We start from the raw sequence: 19,197 nt of genomic DNA, 5'->3' as shown, positions 1-19,197 counted from the left end.
TTTCAGTAATTTATGTGCCTGGGGAGGGCCCATGCAAGCACTGCTCACCGCCCCTGATTCCGCCGCCGGCGTACGGCTCGACGAGACACGCGAACGCGCCGACCGGCACGACATCGACACGCTCGCCCGGAGGCTGCGGGCGACGGGCACTCCCCGTCGGATGACGGTGACGCTCCGATGAGCCGGCGCATCCTGATCTCCGGCGCGAGCATCGCCGGGCTCACCCTCGCGCACTGGCTGAGCAGGCGCGGCTTCGAACCCACAGTGATCGAGCGCTCCTCGCGTCTGCGCGCCGGCGGCAATGGCGTCGATGTCCGCGACCAGGCCATCGAGGTGGCCGAGCGGATGGGGGTCATGCCACGCGTCAGAGCGGCAAGGGCCGACGTAGTGGGTATGGCGTTCCTGGACGCCAGCGGCGAGCCCCTGGCCCGGATGGATTTGCGGGCCAGAGGCGACGAAGTCGAGATCATGCGCGCCGATCTGGCGGCCATCCTGCACGCGGCCGCCGAACGTGGCGTCGAATACGTCTTCGGCGACTCCATCCAGAGCCTGCGCCAGGACGATGACAGCGTCGCGGTCACCTTCGAGCACGGATCCCCGCGCAGGTTCAACCTGGTCGTCGGCGCCGACGGCATTCACTCCACGGTCCGCCGCCTCGCCTTCGGGTCGGAGACGCGGTTCCTGCGGTACCTGGGCCACTACTTCGCCTTCGCCGACGCCGATCCCGCCCTGGGCGAGAACCGCTGGGTCACGGCCTACAACGAGCCAGGCAGGATGGCCGGCGTCTATCGCTCGGGCAACCACACGGGCGCCAAGGCCAACTTCATGTTCAACCGTCGCGAACCGCTCCTCTACGACCACCGCGACATCGACCGGCACAAGGACCTCCTGCGCGAGGCATTCACCGGCCTCGGCTGGCATGTGCCCGCGCTGCTCGACCGGGCCCTGGCCGACCCCGACCTGTACGTCGACTCGCTCGCACAGGTTCGTATGCCCTCTTGGTCGTCGGGCCGCATCGCTCTGGTCGGCGACGCCGCCTACTGCGCTTCCCCGGTGTCGGGCTGCGGCGCCCGGCTGGCCATGGTCGGCGCCTACCGCCTGGCAGGCGAGCTCGCCACCGCCGACGGCGACCACGAGATCGCCTTCCGCCGATACGAGGACGGTTTCCGAAATGCCGTCCGGCGCATGCAACAGGTCGGCCCCAACCTCCGGCTCATGATTCCCAAGAGCCGACTCGGCGCCCGCATCAGGAACGCCATCGCCCGGTCACCGCTCCTGGACTCTCTGGCGGGCATCGAACGCGTCATGAGCCCCAAGAACACCGACCCGTTGCCGGACTACGACAGCCGGGCCACCACCGCCTGCTGAGAGCCGGTGGAACGACGCCAGGACCCCGGTTGCCACGCCACTGAACACACGTTTACTATAGTAAACGTGTGTTCAGCACCTTCGGCGGATCTGACCGCCCAAGCCAAGATCCGTAACGCCGCCATCGAGCACTTCGCCCGCGACGGCTTCCAGAAGACGAACCTGCGCGCCATCGCGGCCACCGCAGGGGTGAGCGCCGCCCTGGTCATCCGGCACTTCGGCAGCAAGGACAACCTGCGGAGTGTCTGCGACGAGCATGTCCTGCAGATTCTGGTGCGGAGAGCCCGGACCGCGGCTGACCCCGTCGGCGTGCGCGATCTGTCCGAGGAACATCTGTCGCACTCGGAGGAGTACCGCCTCCATGTCCAGTACATGGTGCGCGCGATCGAGGACGACTCCTCCGCGGCCAGCACGTTCGTCAACACGCTGGTGGAGGAGACCGAGCAGATCTTCCTGGACGGGATCGCCAGCGGCTCGATGCGCCAGTCCTCCGACGTGCGGGCGCTGGCCGTGCTCACCGTGCTGGTGAGCCTGGCCACGCTCACCATGGCGCCGCCCCTGACCCGCGCGCTCGGCTTCGAACGGATGGGCCCTGACGTGCTGCGGCGCATCGGGCTGCCCATGCTCGAGATCTACACCCACGGCTTGTACACCGACGACACCATGCTCAAAGCCGCCCAGACCGTCTGGGACGCCCAGCCGGGAGACGACCTCTAGTCCTCTCCGCATCACCACCACACAAGGACACCCATGATGACTGCGACCGATGCCATTTCCATGGCCGGACTGGTCAAGTCGTTCGGCCCGGCACGGGCACTGAACGGCCTCGACCTCGCCGTACGGACTGGCGAGGTGCACGGCTTCCTCGGGCCCAACGGCGCGGGCAAGAGCACCACGATCCGGATCCTGCTGGGCCTGATGCGCCTCGACGCGGGTACCGCCCGGCTGCTCGGGGGCGACCCCTGGACACAGACCGCTGAGCTGCACCGCCGCCTGGCCTACGTGCCCGGCGACGTCACCCTGTGGCCCGGCCTGTCCGGCGGCGAGGCCATCGACCTGCTCGGCCGGCTGCGCGGCGGGCTCGACCGGCGGCGCCGTGACGAGCTGATCGAGCGCTTCGACCTCGATCCGCGTAAGAAGGGCCGCACCTACTCCAAGGGCAACCGGCAGAAGGTGGCCCTGGTCGCGGCGCTGGCCTCCGACGCCGAGCTGCTCATCCTCGATGAGCCCACCTCCGGTTTGGACCCGTTGATGGAGGAGGTCTTCCGGCAGACGGTCCAGGAGGTGCGACACGCGGATGACCGTACGGTACTACTGTCCAGCCACATCCTCTCCGAGGTCGAGGCGCTCTGCGACCGGATCACCATCATCCGCGACGGCCGCACCGTCGAGACCGGCACCATGGCCGAGCTGCGGCACTTCACCCGCACCTCCATCGACGCCGAGCTGGCCACCCCACCGGACGGGTTGGCCGGCCTGCCGGGCGTGCACGACCTGCGCGCCGACGGCTGCCGGGTACGCTTCAGCGTCGACGCCGCGGCGCTGGACCACGCGCTTCGCCACCTCACCCAGGCCGGCGTGCTCAGCCTCGTCAGCCGGCCTCCGACGCTGGAGGAGCTGTTCCTGCGGCACTACGACCGCGCGACCGCGAACGTCAAGGGCCGGCACGCGGAGGCAGGGCGATGAACGCGTTCGCCGGCACGGGAAAGCTCATCCGCCTGGTGCTGCGGCGCGATCGTGTGCTGCTACCGCTGTGGGTGGCCCTCATCTGCGCGATCCCGGTGGTGTTCGTCGGCGCGTTCACCGGGGCGTACCCGACGGCCGAGGCCCGCCAGCACTACTACGAGACCAGCGTCCACACCAGGGCTTTCACCGTCGTGTACGGCGTGCTGAACGGCTCCAGCCTCGGCGAGCTCGTCTCGTGGCGGTCGGGGTTCGTGACGTTCATGGTCGCGCTGTTCGCGCTGCTCACGGTCATCCGGCACACGCGTACAGAAGAGGAGGCCGGGCGACGCGAACTGGTAGGAGCCACCGCGTTGTCGCGGCATGCCGACCTGGCCGCCACTCTGATCGTCACCTGCGGGGCCGTCCTCGTCCTTGGTGTGGCATCGGCGCTGGCGCTGATCGGCCAGGGCCTGCCCGCCGCCGGTTCCCTGGCGCTGGGGCTCGGGTTCACGATGGCCGGCTGCGTGTTCGCGGCGATCGGCGCCGTGACCGCGCAGCTCACGACGGGCGCGGGCGGCGCGCGGGCCATCGGGATCAGCGTGCTCGGTGCCGCACTCATCCTGCGAGGTGTCGGCGACATCGCCGCGCAGTCCGGTGGCGGGCCCGCATGGGTGTCGTGGCTGACACCGCTCGGCTGGGCGGAGGCGCTGCGGCCCTACTCCGGAGAGCGCTGGTGGATCCTCGCGCTCGCGGCCGGCGCGGTGGTGGCCCTGATCGTGCTGGGCGTGGCACTGTCGGAGCGGCGCGACCTCGGCGCCGGCATGTTCCACGCCCGCCGGGGCCCGGCCGCCGCCGGACCTCGCCTGAGCAGCCCGCTGGCGCTGGCCTGGCGGCTGCACCGCGGCCCGCTGATCAGCAGGATCGCCGGACTCGCCGTGGTCGGGCTCGTGGGGGGCGCGATGTCGGCGAGTCTCGGGACGCTGATGGACAACAGCGGCGCCGCGGCCCGAGAGGCGCTGGCCCGGCTCGGCGGTCCCGGCACGCTCGTCGACCAGTTCCTCGCCCCCATGATGACCATGCTCTGCCTGGTCAGCGTCGGCTTCGCCATCCAGGCCGCGCTGCTGCTCAGAGACGAGGAGCGCGACGGGCGGGCCGAGCCCTTGCTGGCCACCCCGGTGCGTCGGCTGCGCTGGGCAGGCAGCCACTTCGTGTTCATACTGCTCGGCCCGGCGCTCGGGTTGATCGCCTTCGGGACGGCCGCCGGTCTGGCGCACGGCCTCAACACGGGCAACGTCGCCCGCGAGCTGTCCCGCCTCCTGGCCGCCGCTCTCGTGCAACTCCCTGTCGTATGGGTGTTCACCGGGGTCGCGCTCGCCCTGTTCGGGCTGCTGCCCCGGCGGGTCGCCGGCACGTTCGCGGTGGCCATGGTGAGCCTGCTGTTCGGCTGGGTCGGCCTGGAGTTGCAGCTCGACCAGTGGGTCATCAACCTGTCGGTCTTCGAGCACGTACCGAAACTTCCCGGCGGGGTCATGACGGCCACGCCACTCATCGTCATGACCGTCGTCGCGGCGGCCCTCGTCGCGGTCGGCCTGGCCGGATTCACCCGACGCGACATACCCACCACCTGAGCCTGGAGGTCTCTGGCTCTACTGCCGTTACGACGTCGCTGCGGCCGTCCGTGGCGGACCTGCCCGCGGGGACACCCTGCGCACGTGGCTCCGCGAACACGACGTCGGCGACCACGCACTCACCGTCGTCTCAGCCGACATCACCCATACGGCCCACGTCGCGGCCGCCGCGAAAGCGAACGTCCCGATCCGCTGATCTCACAACTGGGAGGAACCTCGCGATCGAAATTGTGGATGCTGCGCTGAGATCTCGGCGATTCTCTGCGCTGGACATCCTGGAATACGCCGGTAACGCTGACTTCTGCCCTGCCTTGGGAAATGAGGATACGGGTGAACGGAGAGCAAATGTCTCGTTCGCGTGTGACGACCTTGAGAGACTGGGGCGCCGGCGCGGTTATGAGTCGTGAGATCGACAGAGGGGATCTCTGCGCCGGCGCACGCATGCTCGATCTCGGCGTGGCCGGGCTGGAGGTGAAGAGGTTTCATCCGTTGACGGCTCAACGCGAGCCGTGCCGGGCGGGCACCGAACATGACGACGTGGTCCATCTCATCGTGCCGCAGCACGGCACCGTGAACGCGACCTGGTCGGGGCTGCGCGACACCGTGACCGTCGGCGATATCTACGCGCTCGACCTCGCCGGGTTGGAGGAGATGAACCTGCAGGCCGACGGACGTGACCATCTGGAGTTGGTCATGCTCACCGTCCCGAAGCCGCTGCTGCCACTACGCGGGGACGCGATGGCTGCTCTCCTTGGGCACGGCGTGTCCGCCGACGGCGGCATGGGCGGGCTGCTCAAACAGTTCATCGACGACCTGTCCGACGAGAAACTGTCGCTCAGCCCGGCGGACCGGCAACGGCTCGGGGTGGTGCTGGTGGATCTCGTGGCCGCGTGTCTGTCCGGACCACTCGAATCCGAACATGACCCACGGTCGAGCTCTCAACGGGAGGCCCTGAGCCTGCGCCTACGCGCCTACATGCAGCGCCATCTGCATGACCCCGAGCTCAGCCCGCGGACGGTCGCGGCGGCGAACTACATCTCGGTCAGCTACCTCCACCGACTGTTCCAGGAGCAGGGCGACACGGTCTCGGCGTGGATCCGCGACCAGCGCCTCGGGCGCATACGCCGTGACCTCGCCGACGCCGCAATGGCCGACGTGCCGATCTACGAGATCGCTGCCCGCTGGGGGTTCGGCCAGCCAGGGGACTTCAGCCGGGCCTTCCGCACGGCCTATGGCGTGTCGCCGCGCGAGTTCAGGTCCGGAACAGCGTGCCGCTCCTGAACTCGTGGGCGGCGGAGGCCGCCTACGCCTCGGCAAGGCCTTCCCGCCGTTCCGGTCACCGCGTCATCTTCGGCCATCTTCGTCGGCCCGCGCGGAGCCGGTCAGCGTTGCGGGCGGCGGCCCAGCTTGTCGGTCCAGCCGAACTCCTCGAAGGTCACCCGCGTCGTGTCCTCGCTCTTCTCGGTCACCGCGTACTCCAGCAGCTCCGCCGTGTCCTTGTTGACGATCAGCTGGAACTCGTACCCGTCGTCGCTCTTGACCGCCAGGCTGACCCCCTCACGCCCGGCGGCGTCCTCGACCTCGCCGTTCGAGATGATGTCGGGCTGGTCGGCGAGGATACGGAAGAGGGCCGCCCGGGTGCCGGGAGTGGTGGGGGCGGTCATGAGATCGACGGTGGTCTGCCACAGGTGGAGGTCGAACTCCTTGTCTGGGTCCGGCAGCTTCGCGAACTGGGCGCGCAGGCGGCCGGCCAGCGCCTTCTTCGACGTGGGCAGTTCGCCGACGTTCTGCATGGTGATGTCCATGTTGGGGATCGACAGCGGCCGCGGCAGGTTGTCGTCGACGCTCTTGGGTCTGTCCTCCAGCAGCTTCGGCGAACCCTGCTCCCTCCACTCGGCCTCGTCCTGCGGCGAGGGGAAGACGACCTCGCGGTCCGCTCTCTTCACGCGGTGGGTGCCGGCCGTCCGCTTCGGCCGCCACCGCTCCTCGGTCTCGACGATGTACGCCTTGTACGGCGGCCCGTCGGGGTAGATGCTCTTCCACAGCTGCTCCAGCTTCTTGTTGTACTTCTCGTTGATCGCCACCAGCTCGTCGTCCTCCGCGCCGGTCCTGTCGACCTCCGCCTGCTCCTGGTGCCGGAGCTTCTCCGCCCCGGCCCAGAACTTCTCGGGCCAGTGGAAGGTGGGATGCGTCGTCCGCCGGCGGACGTACCAGTAGTCGCCGGACGTGGCGGTCTCACGCAGCGCGGTGTCCGCGGCGGCGAGCAGGAAGGACCGGGCGTCGATCCGGGTGGCCGGCGACGCCCCTGTGTCGCCGGTCGTGCTCCGCGGGGTGCGCGAAGGGTCCGCCGCCACCGGCGGGGTGTCACCGGCGGGCGCGCCGGACAGCACGCCTGTGGAGACGACGACCGCTCCGGCGGCGACCGCGGCGACCGCGCCGGTGGCCAGGAGGAACATGGGACGGCGAGCCATGATCGCTCTCCACGTGGGTGTCGGGTTCCTGGTGCTGCGAAACGTTCTGGCGAGGTCCTCGCGGCGGCGCCGGCGGTAGCTCGCCTCGGCACGTTCGTCCAGCTCATCGGGCCTGAGCCGAGCGAACATACGATCGGTCATGTCTTCCCCCTACGGGTGGATCCTGCGGACGTCAGCTCTCCTCGGCGAAGCGGCTGCAGGTCGGTCGCACCGGTCGTCGCGCGGCCTCCACCTCCTGGCGCAGCCTGCCGTTGAGCCGCTTGCGCGCCCGGTGCAGCCGGACGTTGAACGCTCGCGCCGAGCAGCCCATGACCGTCGCGGCCTGATCGGGCGTCAGGCCGTACCAGGTGGCCAGGATCATCGCCTCCACGTCCTTCTCGGGAAGGGCGCGCAAAGCGGAGATGGCCTGCTCCCGGTCCACCACGTGCTCGGCGACATCCCAGGCGACGTGCTCCCGCTCACTGGTCAGCACGGCGATCCGCTCGACCAGGTTGTTGCGCCGGTACCGCACCTCGCGCTGCTTGGCGAGTTTGTTGCGGGCAACACCGAGCAACCACGGCAGCACCTGCTCGGGCAGTTCGTCGAGCCGGCGCCAGGCCACGAGGAATGTCTCGCTGCACACGTCCTCGGCCACGTTCTGCTCGACTCGGAGCAGCACATAGCCCAGCACATTCCGGTAGTGCCGGTCGTACAGCATGGTGAATCGCTCTTGGGGATCGTCCACACCCAGTAGTCCCGCCAGCCGTCCCTCGATTACCACCGGACCCGAACTCTTCCCGCCCATCGGGAGCGGTCGTGCCGCCGGCGGGCGCGGCCAATGTACGTCGGCCCTGATCCGGGAGCGCGGCGACCATGTGGAAGGATCTGGCCACGATGGGTCCGTTCTCCGTGGTGCGGTGGGTGCGCGCGGCGAGTTTCGCTGCCACGTGCGCCGTCCTGGCCACGCTCGGACACCTGGCCGGCGGAGGCTCCTTCGACTCGGCGGCGGCGCTGGGCGGTTTCCTGCTCCTCCTGCCGCCCGCGCTGGCCCTGACCGGACGCGAACGCACACTCGCCTCCATCCTGCCCGCGACGGCCGCCTCGCAGGTGATCCTGCACTGTGCTCCCTGGTGCGACAGCTGACCGGATGGGTGCTGCGCCCGCTGCTGGTCCTGTACTTCCTGACGGCCGGATGCGTGTCCGGCGCGCCACGAACGATCACGCGGGCGCGCCCGGACGAGAGCGCGCGCATCCGGCTGTTCCTGCGCCACGTTCTCGTGCTCAGGGGACCCCCTGGAGACCGGACCCGGCCGGCGACGACCGCGTGATGATCATTCGTGTTGTCCGCGGGTCCTCCCGCCGCCGCACCCGGCCGCCGTCGCGGCCGTCTGTGGCGTGCGCGCCTCCTGACACATCACAGCTCCCAGGAAGAGATGAACCATGAACAGAAGAACCGCTCTGAAAGCGGCGGCCGTCGGCGGCGTCGGGCTGCTGGGCCTGCAGGCGCCCGCACCGGCGGCGGCCGCAGCGCCGCCGCGCGGCCGGCGGGTGGCGATCCTGCTGTACGACGGCATCACCGCGCTGGACGCGGTGGGCCCGTACGAGGTGTTGTGCCGGGTGCCGGACACCTCCGTGGTGACCGTGGCCAAAAGAAAGGGCGCGGTGCGCACCGACACCGGCGTGCTCGGCCTGGTCGCCGACCGCACGCTGCGCCAGGTGCGGCAGGCGGACGTGCTGCTCGTGCCGGGCGCCGGCAACCGCGGGGTCATCGCCGCGATGGAGGACGAGGAGACCGTTGACTGGGTACGCCGCCTGCACAAGGGCACGACCTGGACGGTTTCCGTGTGCACGGGCGCGTTGATCCTGGGCGCCGCCGGGTTGCTGCGCGGCGTGCCCGCCACCACGTACTGGGCGTCACGGGACTACCTGGAGACCACGTTCGGCGCCCTGCCCGCGCCTGGCCGCTTCGTCGAGTCCGGCAAGATCATCACGGCCGGTGGAGTGTCCGCCGGCATCGACATGGCCCTGCATCTGGCGTCCAAACTCACCGACGACAGGACGGCGCAGGCGCTCCAACTGGCCGTGGAGTACGACCCGGAGCCGCCCTTCGACACCGGCAGCCCGGAGAAGGCAGGACCTGACCTGCAGAAGTACGCCCTGAAACTTCTGGAGAACGCCGCCCGCTGACGCGCTCCGACCACGTCCCCCCGGCTCAGCAGCGCCAGACCGGCAGAAAACGAACAGGCACCGGCCGGAACCGGTGCCTGTTCGATGTGTCTGGCGCAGTCAGATGGAGCCCTGCGCGCTCTTCTGCGGGAGGCGTATCACCTCATCGCCGTCGGCAGCTCTCAGTGGTCGGAGACTGTGATCTTCATGCGGACGGAGCCGTCGTTGTCGCGGAGGCAACCGTCGGCGTCGTTGACGCGCAGCTGGAGGAAGCCCGCTTCGCGGGCCCGGATCAAGCCCCTGCTGCCGACCCTGTAGAGGTCTCCGTTGATCTTCGCGATCATCGAGCCGTGCGGGTGCCTGCTGAGGATCTTGCATGGCTGGTAGATCCTGCGGTCGATGTGCCTGGGGTAGCCGGCCGAGGACACGTAGGGGAACTTGCGGTGGTCGACCGTCCACCGGCCGCCGGCGTAGCGGGTCCGGATCATGTCACCGGGCTCGACGTACACGCCCGCGTGCTGCCAGCCCTTCTCGGCGCTGATCCATTTGCTCTTGCCGTAGTACGACGTGGCCGAGGCGGGTGAGGCGCCGGCGAGCACGCAGCCGCCGGCGGTGAGCGTGGCGAGGAAAAGGGTGGCCAGCTTCGATCGCATCTGTGAATGCCCTTCCGGGTCTCTTTTTCTTTATGGTCGCCGTACATATGGGTTAGATGCGCCCGAGGAAGGAAGGTTCGGAGCGTTGCCAAATTTTTTCGCCCCGAACATCGTTCTCCGCGAAAGGGATCGAAAGTCGAATCAAAAGACCTGTGGCCGGCTTCCCAGACCCTCAAAAAGGTACGCAGAGGTCCTAAATGGTGGAATTCGGCCAGGTCGGAAGAGTTCGAGCGCTGATCGCCGCTGCCGCCCGGAATCCCGGCGGCACCGGTACGTCCAGCACCAGCCACGTTCCCGGCAGGCTGCCGGCCGGGTCCCGGACGAGCGCGGGTGACGGCCCGTTGACCGGTAGCCGCAGACCCTGAGCCAGCCGCCCGCCGGCCGCCTTGACGCAGGCCTCGCGCCGCGTCCAGAGCCACGCGAAACGCTCCGGCGACCCGTCGACGAACTCGGCCTCCCCCGCCGGGAAGAACCTGCGGGCGAACGCCGCCCGGTCGAGCTCAGGACGCAGCCGCTCCACGTCGACGCCCACGCTGCGCCCGTACGCCACGACCAGCAAGGCCAGGTCCCCCGAGTGCGACAGGTTCCACTGCACGTCGGGCCTGCCCGGCACGTACGGCTTGCCGTGCCTGCCGGCGGCGATCCGCACCTCGTCGGGGCGAACGCCCATGCGTCGGCCGAGCACCCGTCTCACGACCCCGTGGGAGACGATGAAGCGCCGCCTGGCGTCCGCGTCGGTGAGGTCCGCCGCCCTGGCCTGCTCGTGCTCGTCGAGCCGGCTCGACAGTTCGTCCAGGTCCGCCGTCCGGGCGGTGGAGATCCGCCAGATCTCCACGCCCCGCCACAAGGTCAACGCTTCCACCGGCGATCGCGTCAGCCGCGGAGGAGCGTGCCTTGGGAGATGCCCTGGAACACGTTGAGATGGTGGACGTTCCGCGTGCCCTCCATGTACTCGATGCCGCGCGCGTCGCGTGCGAACTTGTCGAGCAGCGGATGCTCCAGGCGCGCACCGGGCCCGAAGAAGTCGAGCGTGCGCAGGGTCACGTCCTCCGCCAGGCGGGCCGCGCGCGACTTCGCCGCGGAGGCGAGCGGGCCCACACCCGGACCATCCTGGTCCGACGCGAGGGCGGCCCGGCGGACGAGCTGCCGCACGCCTTCGATGCGCAGGCCGATGCCGTCGAGCTCGGCGCGTTCCCATGCGGTGAGCTCACGCCGGTGCGCGCGTACGTAGTCGTGGGCGCCGCGGGCGATCCCCAGTCCGAGGGCGGCCACAACGGGTCGCAGCTGGTTCAGCGCGCGGACGGCGCCGAGCAGCCCGCGCCTGGACGGGGACAGGTGCGCTCCGAGCAGCCGGCCGGCCGGGATCTCGACGGAGGTGAGGCGCACATCGGTGACCTGGTTGCCGCGCAGCCCCACCGTGGGAATCGGCGTGGCGGTGAAGCCGGGGTGGCCCGTGTCGGCGAGCACCGCGACGATGCCGAGCGGTCCCGGCTTGACCCGGGCGAAGATCACGCCGAGGTCGGCGCGGGCGGCGTTGCCGATGAAGCGTTTGGCGCCGTCGAGCAGCAGGCGATCGCCGTCCTGGGTGAGCGTGGTCTGCAGCGCGCCCGCGTCCGATCCGCGTTCGGGCTCGGTGAGCGCGAAGAAGGTCCAGGTGGGACGTTCGGTGATGCGCCCGAAGAAGAGCTCCTGCTGCGCCCTGCTGCCGAGGTGGCTGACGAGCACCCCGGACATCGAGGGGCCTGGTGCGGCCAGCATCATGCCCGCGTCGGCGGCTGCCAACTCCTCGCAGAGCGTGACCCGCTCCATCCCGCTTCCGCGGAAGGGGTGGCCGTCGAGCACGATCGGATCGTCGTCGTACTCCTCGGGAACCGGAAACCTGGCGAGGAACCGCATGGCGGGCAGGTCGAGGAGCTCGTGCACCAGGCCGGGAGTGCGTTCCAGGTCGAGCGCCCACTTCGCGAGGTCCTGCGCCCACTCGCGGGCATGGGCACGCAGCACCGACTGCTGCTCGTTCAGCTCGATCATCGCGCTGCCTTTCCGGTGTAGGCGTCGGCCAGGAGTTCGGAGACGTGGGCGCTCTGGCCGGGGCCGTCGGCGCGGAAGCCGCTGCCGCCGAGCAACCTCAGCAACATGCGGTCCGCCAGCGTGATCCGCTGGTGGAGCGCCGTCAGATGGTCGTGGTCGAGATCGCCGGGCTGCGCTCCCTCGAGCACCGTGAGGACCTCCAACTGCTCGATCACCGCCTCGGCCAGCTGGGCCTTGACCAGTTGGAGCAGCAGCAGCGGCGACCCGTCAGACGTGCGCCCGCCCAGATAGGAACGGCAGTGTTCGAGTAGCCCTTCGGACAGGCCGTAGCGCAGCCAGGCCAGCCCCAGGGTCCATGCGGCGTTCGCCTCCGCCCTCGCCGGCTCGCGCAGGGCCACCAGTGACCGCCCGTGCAGCGCCACCTCGCCGAGGCTGGTGGCCGTGGCCTGCGCGCCCGCCACCTCGCGCGGGACGAGGGCGTGACCGGCAGGACCGTAGACGACCCTGCCCGCCGCCGGCCCCGCGTGCAGCAGGAGAGCCGCGGCGACCAGCCCTTCCGTCCTGGCGGTGGCGCGGATGGTCGCGTAGGGGGATTCGTCGTGGGAAGTCATCACGCCTCGCCTTGGGTGTCGAGTGTGCAGATGCTGAGGTTGCCCATCGTGCGGTCGTAGTCGGCGACGGCGACTCGCCGGCGGCGCCACCCGGGCAGCGCGGCGGCCAGCGCCACCCAGACCCCGGTGCAGGGCAATCCGGTCGGCGCGACCCTGATGTCCTCGAACTCGGTCGGGAGCGTCGCGGCCAGGCCCCGTCCCGCGACCAGCGCCGTACGCCCTCCCAGCTCCGCGGCGAGCAGGCCGGCCACCCGCCCGGGCGGAATCTCGGTCCATTGACGCACCTCGAAGCCCTCCGCCAGTTCGCCGCCGCCGGTGAACACCAGGCCCGCGGCACAGTCCCGCAGCGGCACGACCTCTTCCGTCCCGGCCACGTCATAAGGCAGGCTCCGCTGGTCCATCACCATCAGCACGCAGGCCGGCGCCCCGTACGTGCGAAGGATCTTCAGGGCGGTGAAAGGCGCGACCACCCCCTGATCCGTCACCCCGAGCGGGAAGGGCTCTCCGGGGAGCAGGTCCGCGAGGAGCGAGGTCGGCGACCGGATCAGATCGGTGTCGGGCACGGCGGTCGCCAGGGCGAACACGTCGACCGGCACCGGCAACGGCCCCAGCTCCGGGACCACGGCCGCTGCCATCTCCGCGTAACTGTTGAGCCGGGTGGACAGGTAGCCGGGGCGCGGAGGCAGGCCGTACAGGCCGGTGACGTCCTGGACGTAGCTGTCCATCAGCGCGTGGGCCCGGCCGGGGGAGAACGGCCGCCCCTCGTCGAACATCCGGGTTTCGATGCGATGCAGCCGCACGCTAGCCCTGCTCGATGACGTAGTCGGCGAGCGAGCCGACCGTCTCGAAATGCCGCTGCTCCAGAGTGTCGGTGTCGAACTCGATCCGCAGGTCGTCCTCCAGCCGCATCAGCAGCTCCAGCACGCTCGTCGAATCGAGTCCGAGGTCGTCGAACAGGCGGGTCGGCTCGTGGATTTCCGAGCTTTCCCTGCCGAGCATGGCGGCGAGGGCGCCCGCGATGGCGCCGGTGATCGCGGAACGCTCGATCTCCTGGGTTCTGCTCATGAGCTGGTCTCCTTACGTGGGATGAGTCGCTGTCTGTCCAGCAGGTCGCCGACACGGTCGCGGTCGCGGACGAGGTGGGCCACACCGTCGACCACCAGGACCTCCGCGGGATGCCCGTGGCTGAGGAAGAGCACCGGTGACGCGCTGGGGCCGTACGCGCCGGAGTTGAACACCCCGAGCAGGTCGCCGGGGCGCAGTTCTGGCAGCTCGACCGCCTTGCCGATCGTGTCGTTGGGCGTGCACAACGGGCCGGTGACGTTCCAGGGTCCCGATGGCGGGTCGGTCCGGTTGAGCAGCCGCATCGGGAAGTTGCGCTTGACGAACGACCCGATGCCCACAGCCGCCATGTGGTGGTTGGTGCCGCCGTCGGCGATCGCGAACCGCTCCCCCATCGAGGACTTCACGTACCGCACGCGTACGACGTAGACACCGGCCGGCGCGGTGAGGTAGCGGCCCAGCTCCATGATCATCCGGGTCCCGGGATGGTGTGCGGCGAACCCCTCGATGACTGGGTTGAGCAGGCCGGCCAGGACGTCCACGTCGAGGTCCCGCTCGCCGTCGAAGTAGGCCACGCCGAGCCCGCCGCCGACGTCGACGATGTCGAGGGGAAAGCCGAGCTTCTCCGACAGCCGTTCCGCCATGTCGAGGATGAGCGCCGTGTTCTGCGCGACGACGTCCTCGCTGAGGATGCGGGTCCCCATGTACGCCTGGACACCGACGATCCGCACGTTCGCATGTCCGCCCACGAGGTCCGGCGCTCCCAGGAGCTGCTCCTCGTCGATGCCGAACTGGCGGGGCTTGCCTCCCATCGTCAGCTTCGAGCCCTTGACGGAGAAGGCGGGATTGACGCGGAGCACCACGGCCGCGGTCTGGCCTCGTTCGGCGGCGAGGCGGTCGATCAGGTCCAGCTCGCCGAAGGACTCGCACACGATGGCGCGCACCGGCGTGTCGAGACAGGCGCGCAGTTCCGCCTCGCTCTTGCCCGGGCCGAGGAAGATGATGTTCGCGGGCGCGATGCCGGCCCGCACGGCGGTGGTCAGCTCGGCCAGGGAGGAGACCTCGGCCCGCGCGCCGTACGAACCGAGCAGGGCGCAGATGGACAGGTTCGGGTTCGACTTGAGCGAGAAGAAGAGCTCGAGCCGTGCGTGCAGGCGGGCGCGCAACCTCTCGTACTGGTCTCGCAGGGCGTCACCGTCGTACAGGTAGAGCGGTGTGCCGTACTGGCCGGCCAGCTCACCGATCCCGATCCCCTGGACCTGGTACGCCGTCATGTCAGTCTCCTCACGATCTCGTGGTCGAGGGCGGTCCGCGCATCGTGGTCGTCGGCGATCAGCAGGCCGTACAGGCGCCCGTCGAAGGAGGAGCTCTCCCGTGCGGCGGCGTTCACCGTGGCGAAATTGTTGACGAGCAGACCGGCGCCGCCCGGGCCCTCCAGCAGCAGCCCTGCCAGCTTCCCGCGCAGAACCCGGTACGGCAGGCGCTCGCTGAGCCGTAGCGGGTACTGCCTGGCCAGCGCGACCTGCCCCGGCGCCATGAAGCGCTCCTGAAGGGGCAGCTGGTAGGTCGACATGTTGTGGCGCGCGTTGATCTCGACCACGGGATACAGCCGCCCGCTCGTGTCCACCATGGCGTCCACGCCGACCACGCCGTGGAAGCCGTCCCGTGCGAGGATCTTCGCCAGCCGCTGGGAGGATTCCTCCAGCTCGGCCACCTGAGCGGCCGTGATCGTCGCCGGGATGCGGTGCCCCTTGTGCACGCCGTTCTCGGTGATGGCCTCCTTGACGAAGTCGAAGTGCGCGTTCGCGTCCGGGCCGACGGTGAACTGGTAGTTGAGGTCGGCGGACTTGGCCACCCACTCCTCGATGACCAGCGCGACCGTGTCGTCGCCGGACTTGGCGGCCCGGCGCCGAATCATCGCGTGCAGGCGCTCCAGTCTCCGCCGGTCCTCGACCACCACGATGCCCTTGCCCGAGACGCCGAAGGCGTCCTTGATCACCAGGCTCCTGCCCTGGTCGAGCAGGGGCAGCGCCTCGTCCAGCGCGGCCTCCAGCTCGGCCATGGTCTCGGCCGTCCGCCCGGCCACCTGGCGCAGGCCGGCGTCGTCGGCGGCCCGGCGACTGTAGATCTTGCTGTTCACCACCTTGCACACGTCGGCCCGCGGCGTGACCAGGGGCAACCCGGTCGCCGCGGACAGCCGCTCCTCCAGGATCGAGGTGCCGTGCGGGGCCAGCCGGACGCCTTCCAGCGCCGACAGGGTCGCCACAAGGTCAGGGTCGTCGAGCGCGTCGAGCGTCACGGTGCGTTCCGGGTCGTTGCGCGCGACCGTGTGGATCCGGGGCAGGTCGACGCCCAGCTCGGCGAGATGGGCGACGTAGTCCTCGTCGGGAGCCTCCTTGAGGATCACGTGGTCGTGAGGGCCCGCCAGGAGCAGGGTGAACTCGTCCATCCGGTTGACGACGGCGGCTCCGGCGGAGAATCCCGGGCGGGGAAGACCCTTCTCCCCCACCGCCCACTGGTCCTCGACCTCGAAATTGCCGACGAAGGCCAGCGGCGTGTCCGGCGAACCCGTCAGCGCCGACTTGACGCGTTGGAGAAACATGAGCATGCCTTTTCAGTGTTCGAACACCATGGCGGAGAAGAACCCGCCCAAGCCCACGGCGGCCATCACGTACCGGTCGCCCGGCCGCAACCGGCCGAGTTCCTGAGCCGTACGGAGATTGATGAAGGAGTCGGCGCAGAAGCAGTGGCCGGTCTCCGGGACGTTGTCCAGCAGGACGCGTTCCAGCGGGAAGCCCATGAGCCGGCACACCCGCACCCAGGAGACGCGGTTGACGTTGTGCGGCAGGATCAGGGCCACGTCGTCGAGGGAGATCCCGGCCCGGTCCACGGCGGCCGTCAGGACGTCGGCCACCGCGTTCGGATAGACCTGCTGGAAGTCGGCGTTCAACTCGTCAGGGAGCACGTAACCGGAGTGGAACCTGCCGTACGTGCGCGTCGCGTATCCGAGCACCCGATCGTGCCCGCCCCCGACGCCGACCAGGAGCGCCGCCGCCCCTTCACCGTTCACGGCCGCGCCGGGCACCGTTCTCGCCATGGTGGTGAAGGTCTTCTCGCCGGTCAGGATCAGGGCGAGGGCGTCGGGATCGCCGTCGGCCGCCAGCAGCCGGCCGGCGAGGTCGACCGCGAGCAGCCCCGACGCGCACACCTGGTGGACGATGGCGAACGCCTGCGCCCGGCGCAGCCCGAGCGCCCGCCTCACCTCGTGAACGTCGCTCCTCGGGTAGACGGTCGCGACCGGCATGCTCCGTGCCTGGATCACGTAGCGAACGCGGTCCTCCTGGCCGTGCAGTTCGCTGAGCTTGCCGGCGGCGGCGAGCATGAGGTCGTAGCCGGTGCCGCCGGGCTCGCGGCGGACGTGCGAGAGACCGAAGAACCGTTCGAACGCCCTGAGCTGCGCGTCCGTCAGCCCCAGCTCGTCCTGGAGCGAGGCGATCGCCACGCGTTGCGGCGGAAGGTGGACCGCGACTTCCCGCAGGTCGGTCATCGCTGTTCCACCAGCGTGCTCAAGTGCTCGGCCAGCGCGTCAATGGTCTCGTAGTCCCAGGCCACGGTCGGCTCTATCCGCAGATCCAGATGGTCCTCGATGTCGCCGCACATCGCGAACGTGTAGACCGAGTCCAGCCCGTACGTCGCCAGCGACACCGAAGGACTGATCTCCGACGGATCCCTGCCGAGGTAGGACGCGACCCGCTGGGTCAGCCAGCTACGCAGATCGTCCACGGACGTCTCCTTCGTTCATGTCACCCGGTAGCGAGCGCGCACGGCGGGCGTGAGCTCCTCGTGCACGGCCTTGAGCTCGTCCTTGGTGAACAGGTCGCGCGTCAGCCCGCGCTGGATCTTCCCGCTGGTGGTCCGCCGGACCTGGGACGGCCTGACCAGGACCACGCCGCCGACCGCGACGCCGAAGTCACGCCGGATGGCGCTGCGGATCTGCGCGGCGAGGCCGGACGGCGTCATGTCCTCCAGGGCGTGCGCGCGGCACTCCTGGACGATCACGATCTCCTCGTCCGGGGTGGGCACCGTGAAGACCGCGCCGACCCCGCGAGCGAGCGCCGGGTGCGCCGCGCGCACCGTCGCCTCCAGATCCTGGGGGTAGAGGTTCTGCCCGTGGACGATCAGCACTTCCTTGATGCGGCCCGTCACGTAGAACTGACCGTCGTGGATCGTCCCGAGGTCGCCGGTGCGCAGGTAGTCGCCGCCGCCCCGGCCGGTGGTCGCTCCGAAGACGGCCCTGGTCGCGTCAGGACGGTTCCAGTAGCCGCGCGCCACCTGGGGACCGCGCACCCAGATCTCGCCGATCCGCCCGTCCGGCAGGATCTCGCCGTCCACGGGGTCCACGATGACGATCTCGTCGCGGGCGGGCCCGCTGGAGACCAGGTGCCGGGTGTGCTCCTCCGTACCCGCCGGCAGGGCGGGCACGAAGTGGCCGAGGGCGAGTTGGAAGGCGTCCGCGCCGGTGGTCACCGGGCCGCGCCGATGGTCGGAGCAGCTCACCGCCAGGGTCGCCTCGGCCAGGCCGTAGGCGGGGAGCATGGCCACGGGATCGAGCCCATGAGGCTGGAAGCGCTCGATGAAGGCCTGCTGGGTCGCGGCGCGGATCGGCTCCGACCCGTTCAGCACCTGGGTGACCGAGGAGAGGTCGATCCCGGCCGCCTGCGTCTCGGTGACCGCTCGCACGCAGAGGTCGAAGGCGAAGTTGGGGGCGGCGGTGAGGTTGACGCGGTGCCGGTCGAGCAGCCGCAGCCAGGCGTACGGCCGTTTCACGAAGGCCAGGGGGGACATCAGCACCGTCGTGGCGCCCAGGCACAGGGGGGTCAGCAGCAGGCCGATCAGCCCGAAGTCATGGAAGGTCGGCAGCCAGCCGCCGAAGCGCGTCCTTGATGTGGCGCCGGTCAGCCGGCAGAAGAGCTCGGTGTTCGCCCGGACGTTGCCGTGGTCGACCATGACGCCCTTGGGGTCTCCGGTGGAACCGGACGTGTACTGCAGGAAGACCAGGCTCTCCGCGCCGGTCGTCCCCGGGTCGGCCCACTGCTCGGCCGGCGGGAGCGCTCCGTCGACGGCCAGGCAGGTCATCGTCTCCAGAGCGGCGTCGGCGGCCCACTCCTGTACGCCGTCCAGCCCTGCCTGCTCGGCCAGCGCCACCTTGACGCCCGCGTCTCTGGCGATGCCCGCCAGGCGGGCCTGGTGGCTGCGGTGACCGCCGGGCGGCGGCGCCGGAACCGCGATCATGCCCGCGTAGACGCAGCCGAAGAAGGCCGTGACGAAGCCGAGGCCCGGCTCGTTGAGCAGCAGGACCCGATCGCCCGGGTCGGCGTGCAGGTGGAGCAGCGCGGCCACGCGGCGCGCGGCTCGATCCAGCTCGGCGTAGGTGAGGCACTGGTCGCCGGCGGCGTCCGTCGGGTCCGTCGCGAAAACGACCGCTTCCTGATCGCCGCGGACGACGGCCCAGTCCCGCAGGAGCGCCGTCAAGGTGTCGTGGTCAGGCATGCAACCCTCCCTGATG

General features: G+C 70.0%; 22 protein-coding genes. 9 read left to right on the top strand and 13 right to left on the bottom strand.

Features of this window, described 5'->3' with window-relative positions; genetic code table 11:
• The first annotated feature begins 31 nt into the window (after window positions 1–31).
• The 6 genes from ABGB14_RS32725 (at window position 32) to ABGB14_RS32700 (ending at window position 5,942) form a co-directional block, all read left to right on the top strand.
• A complete protein-coding gene (locus ABGB14_RS32725; protein ID WP_347647694.1) occupies window positions 32–181 on the top strand; it encodes a hypothetical protein in 150 nt (49 codons plus the stop codon).
• A complete protein-coding gene (locus tag ABGB14_RS32720) occupies window positions 178–1,368 on the top strand; it encodes an FAD-dependent monooxygenase (protein WP_347647693.1) in 1,191 nt (396 codons plus the stop codon). The genes ABGB14_RS32725 and ABGB14_RS32720 overlap by 4 nt, the downstream gene beginning before the upstream one ends.
• A 66-nt stretch (window positions 1,369–1,434) precedes the next feature.
• Complete coding sequence (locus tag ABGB14_RS32715; protein WP_347647692.1) at window positions 1,435–2,085, top strand: TetR family transcriptional regulator; 651 nt, start codon at window positions 1,435–1,437, stop codon at window positions 2,083–2,085.
• A 36-nt stretch (window positions 2,086–2,121) separates the two neighbouring features.
• The gene (locus tag ABGB14_RS32710) at window positions 2,122–3,054 is read left to right on the top strand and encodes an ABC transporter ATP-binding protein (protein ID WP_347647691.1); all 933 of its coding nucleotides are present in this window, start codon (window positions 2,122–2,124) and stop codon (window positions 3,052–3,054) included.
• Window positions 3,051–4,661 (top strand): ABC transporter permease, encoded by a 1,611-nt coding sequence (locus ABGB14_RS32705; protein ID WP_347647690.1) that lies wholly within the window; start codon window positions 3,051–3,053, stop codon window positions 4,659–4,661. Before ABGB14_RS32710 ends, ABGB14_RS32705 begins: the two co-directional genes overlap by 4 nt.
• A gap of 441 nt (window positions 4,662–5,102) precedes the next feature.
• A complete protein-coding gene (locus ABGB14_RS32700) occupies window positions 5,103–5,942 on the top strand; it encodes a helix-turn-helix domain-containing protein (RefSeq protein WP_347647689.1) in 840 nt (279 codons plus the stop codon).
• Between the two features lie 101 nt (window positions 5,943–6,043).
• Here ABGB14_RS32700 and ABGB14_RS32695 read toward each other — a convergent pair whose 3' ends face one another.
• The gene (locus ABGB14_RS32695; protein WP_347647688.1) at window positions 6,044–7,273 is read right to left on the bottom strand and encodes a hypothetical protein; all 1,230 of its coding nucleotides are present in this window, start codon (window positions 7,271–7,273) and stop codon (window positions 6,044–6,046) included.
• 31 nt (window positions 7,274–7,304) lie between these two features.
• Window positions 7,305–7,856, bottom strand: coding sequence for a sigma-70 family RNA polymerase sigma factor (locus tag ABGB14_RS32690; protein ID WP_347647687.1), 552 nt, complete (start codon window positions 7,854–7,856; stop codon window positions 7,305–7,307).
• A gap of 128 nt (window positions 7,857–7,984) precedes the next feature.
• On the opposite strand from ABGB14_RS32690, the gene ABGB14_RS32685 reads away from it, so the two are divergent.
• From ABGB14_RS32685 to ABGB14_RS32675, 3 genes are all read left to right on the top strand, one after another.
• A complete protein-coding gene (locus tag ABGB14_RS32685; protein ID WP_347647686.1) occupies window positions 7,985–8,254 on the top strand; it encodes a hypothetical protein in 270 nt (89 codons plus the stop codon).
• Window positions 8,242–8,439 carry a hypothetical protein gene (locus ABGB14_RS32680; protein WP_347647685.1) on the top strand — a complete coding sequence of 66 codons (198 nt, stop codon included), beginning with the start codon at window positions 8,242–8,244 and terminating at the stop codon, window positions 8,437–8,439. The genes ABGB14_RS32685 and ABGB14_RS32680 overlap by 13 nt, the downstream gene beginning before the upstream one ends.
• 112 nt (window positions 8,440–8,551) lie before the next feature.
• Window positions 8,552–9,298, top strand: a complete 747-nt coding sequence (locus tag ABGB14_RS32675; protein WP_347647684.1) for a DJ-1/PfpI family protein — start codon at window positions 8,552–8,554, stop codon at window positions 9,296–9,298.
• A gap of 161 nt (window positions 9,299–9,459) precedes the next feature.
• On the opposite strand, the gene ABGB14_RS32670 is transcribed toward ABGB14_RS32675, so the two are convergent.
• The 11 genes from ABGB14_RS32670 to ABGB14_RS32620 form a co-directional block, all read right to left on the bottom strand.
• Window positions 9,460–9,930: a hypothetical protein gene (locus tag ABGB14_RS32670; RefSeq protein ID WP_347647683.1), complete on the bottom strand. Its 471-nt coding sequence runs from the start codon at window positions 9,928–9,930 to the stop codon at window positions 9,460–9,462.
• Window positions 9,931–10,123: 193 nt separating this feature from the next.
• Window positions 10,124–10,792 carry a 4'-phosphopantetheinyl transferase superfamily protein gene (locus tag ABGB14_RS32665; RefSeq protein ID WP_347647682.1) on the bottom strand — a complete coding sequence of 223 codons (669 nt, stop codon included), beginning with the start codon at window positions 10,790–10,792 and terminating at the stop codon, window positions 10,124–10,126.
• An 11-nt stretch (window positions 10,793–10,803) separates the two neighbouring features.
• Window positions 10,804–11,958 (bottom strand): acyl-CoA dehydrogenase family protein, encoded by a 1,155-nt coding sequence (locus tag ABGB14_RS32660; RefSeq protein WP_347647681.1) that lies wholly within the window; start codon window positions 11,956–11,958, stop codon window positions 10,804–10,806.
• Entirely contained in the window at window positions 11,955–12,569 is a 615-nt protein-coding gene (locus ABGB14_RS32655; protein WP_347647680.1) for a hypothetical protein, read from the bottom strand. The genes ABGB14_RS32660 and ABGB14_RS32655 overlap by 4 nt, the downstream gene beginning before the upstream one ends.
• Entirely contained in the window at window positions 12,569–13,369 is an 801-nt protein-coding gene (locus ABGB14_RS32650) for a hypothetical protein (protein ID WP_347647679.1), read from the bottom strand. Before ABGB14_RS32650 ends, ABGB14_RS32655 begins: the two co-directional genes overlap by 1 nt.
• Before the next feature lies 1 nt (window position 13,370).
• Window positions 13,371–13,634: an acyl carrier protein gene (locus ABGB14_RS32645; RefSeq protein WP_347647678.1), complete on the bottom strand. Its 264-nt coding sequence runs from the start codon at window positions 13,632–13,634 to the stop codon at window positions 13,371–13,373.
• Window positions 13,631–14,905 carry a type III PLP-dependent enzyme gene (locus ABGB14_RS32640; RefSeq protein ID WP_347647677.1) on the bottom strand — a complete coding sequence of 425 codons (1,275 nt, stop codon included), beginning with the start codon at window positions 14,903–14,905 and terminating at the stop codon, window positions 13,631–13,633. Before ABGB14_RS32640 ends, ABGB14_RS32645 begins: the two co-directional genes overlap by 4 nt.
• A complete protein-coding gene (locus ABGB14_RS32635; RefSeq protein WP_347647676.1) occupies window positions 14,902–16,239 on the bottom strand; it encodes an ATP-grasp domain-containing protein in 1,338 nt (445 codons plus the stop codon). Before ABGB14_RS32635 ends, ABGB14_RS32640 begins: the two co-directional genes overlap by 4 nt.
• A 6-nt stretch (window positions 16,240–16,245) precedes the next feature.
• Window positions 16,246–17,178 (bottom strand): 3-oxoacyl-[acyl-carrier-protein] synthase III C-terminal domain-containing protein, encoded by a 933-nt coding sequence (locus ABGB14_RS32630; RefSeq protein WP_347647675.1) that lies wholly within the window; start codon window positions 17,176–17,178, stop codon window positions 16,246–16,248.
• On the bottom strand, window positions 17,175–17,414 hold the full coding sequence (locus ABGB14_RS32625; protein ID WP_347647674.1) for an acyl carrier protein: 240 nt from the start codon (window positions 17,412–17,414) through the stop codon (window positions 17,175–17,177). The genes ABGB14_RS32630 and ABGB14_RS32625 overlap by 4 nt, the downstream gene beginning before the upstream one ends.
• Before the next feature lie 15 nt (window positions 17,415–17,429).
• Window positions 17,430–19,181, bottom strand: coding sequence for a fatty acyl-AMP ligase (locus ABGB14_RS32620; protein WP_347647673.1), 1,752 nt, complete (start codon window positions 19,179–19,181; stop codon window positions 17,430–17,432).
• Window positions 19,182–19,197 lie beyond the last annotated feature (16 nt).

It is taken from the genome of Nonomuraea sp. B10E15 (genome assembly GCF_039871615.1).
GTDB lineage: Bacteria > Actinomycetota > Actinomycetes > Streptosporangiales > Streptosporangiaceae > Nonomuraea.
This window is presented reverse-complemented; position numbering and strand designations above follow the sequence as displayed.

Bases quoted from the DNA above. Each gene is read 5' to 3' on its own strand.
- ABGB14_RS32725 (WP_347647694.1), top strand. From the start codon at position 32: ATGCAAGCACTGCTCACCGCCCCTGATTCCGCCGCCGGCGTACGGCTC.
- ABGB14_RS32720 (WP_347647693.1), top strand. From the start codon at position 178: ATGAGCCGGCGCATCCTGATCTCCGGCGCGAGCATCGCCGGGCTCACC.
- ABGB14_RS32710 (WP_347647691.1), top strand. From the start codon at position 2,122: ATGACTGCGACCGATGCCATTTCCATGGCCGGACTGGTCAAGTCGTTC.
- ABGB14_RS32705 (WP_347647690.1), top strand. From the start codon at position 3,051: ATGAACGCGTTCGCCGGCACGGGAAAGCTCATCCGCCTGGTGCTGCGG.
- ABGB14_RS32700 (WP_347647689.1), top strand. From the start codon at position 5,103: ATGCTCGATCTCGGCGTGGCCGGGCTGGAGGTGAAGAGGTTTCATCCG.
- ABGB14_RS32695 (WP_347647688.1), bottom strand. From the start codon at position 7,273: ATGACCGATCGTATGTTCGCTCGGCTCAGGCCCGATGAGCTGGACGAA.
- ABGB14_RS32685 (WP_347647686.1), top strand. From the start codon at position 7,985: ATGTGGAAGGATCTGGCCACGATGGGTCCGTTCTCCGTGGTGCGGTGG.
- ABGB14_RS32675 (WP_347647684.1), top strand. From the start codon at position 8,552: ATGAACAGAAGAACCGCTCTGAAAGCGGCGGCCGTCGGCGGCGTCGGG.
- ABGB14_RS32670 (WP_347647683.1), bottom strand. From the start codon at position 9,930: ATGCGATCGAAGCTGGCCACCCTTTTCCTCGCCACGCTCACCGCCGGC.
- ABGB14_RS32660 (WP_347647681.1), bottom strand. From the start codon at position 11,958: ATGATCGAGCTGAACGAGCAGCAGTCGGTGCTGCGTGCCCATGCCCGC.
- ABGB14_RS32655 (WP_347647680.1), bottom strand. From the start codon at position 12,569: ATGACTTCCCACGACGAATCCCCCTACGCGACCATCCGCGCCACCGCC.
- ABGB14_RS32645 (WP_347647678.1), bottom strand. From the start codon at position 13,634: ATGAGCAGAACCCAGGAGATCGAGCGTTCCGCGATCACCGGCGCCATC.
- ABGB14_RS32640 (WP_347647677.1), bottom strand. From the start codon at position 14,905: ATGACGGCGTACCAGGTCCAGGGGATCGGGATCGGTGAGCTGGCCGGC.
- ABGB14_RS32635 (WP_347647676.1), bottom strand. From the start codon at position 16,239: ATGCTCATGTTTCTCCAACGCGTCAAGTCGGCGCTGACGGGTTCGCCG.
- ABGB14_RS32630 (WP_347647675.1), bottom strand. From the start codon at position 17,178: ATGACCGACCTGCGGGAAGTCGCGGTCCACCTTCCGCCGCAACGCGTG.
- ABGB14_RS32620 (WP_347647673.1), bottom strand. From the start codon at position 19,181: ATGCCTGACCACGACACCTTGACGGCGCTCCTGCGGGACTGGGCCGTC.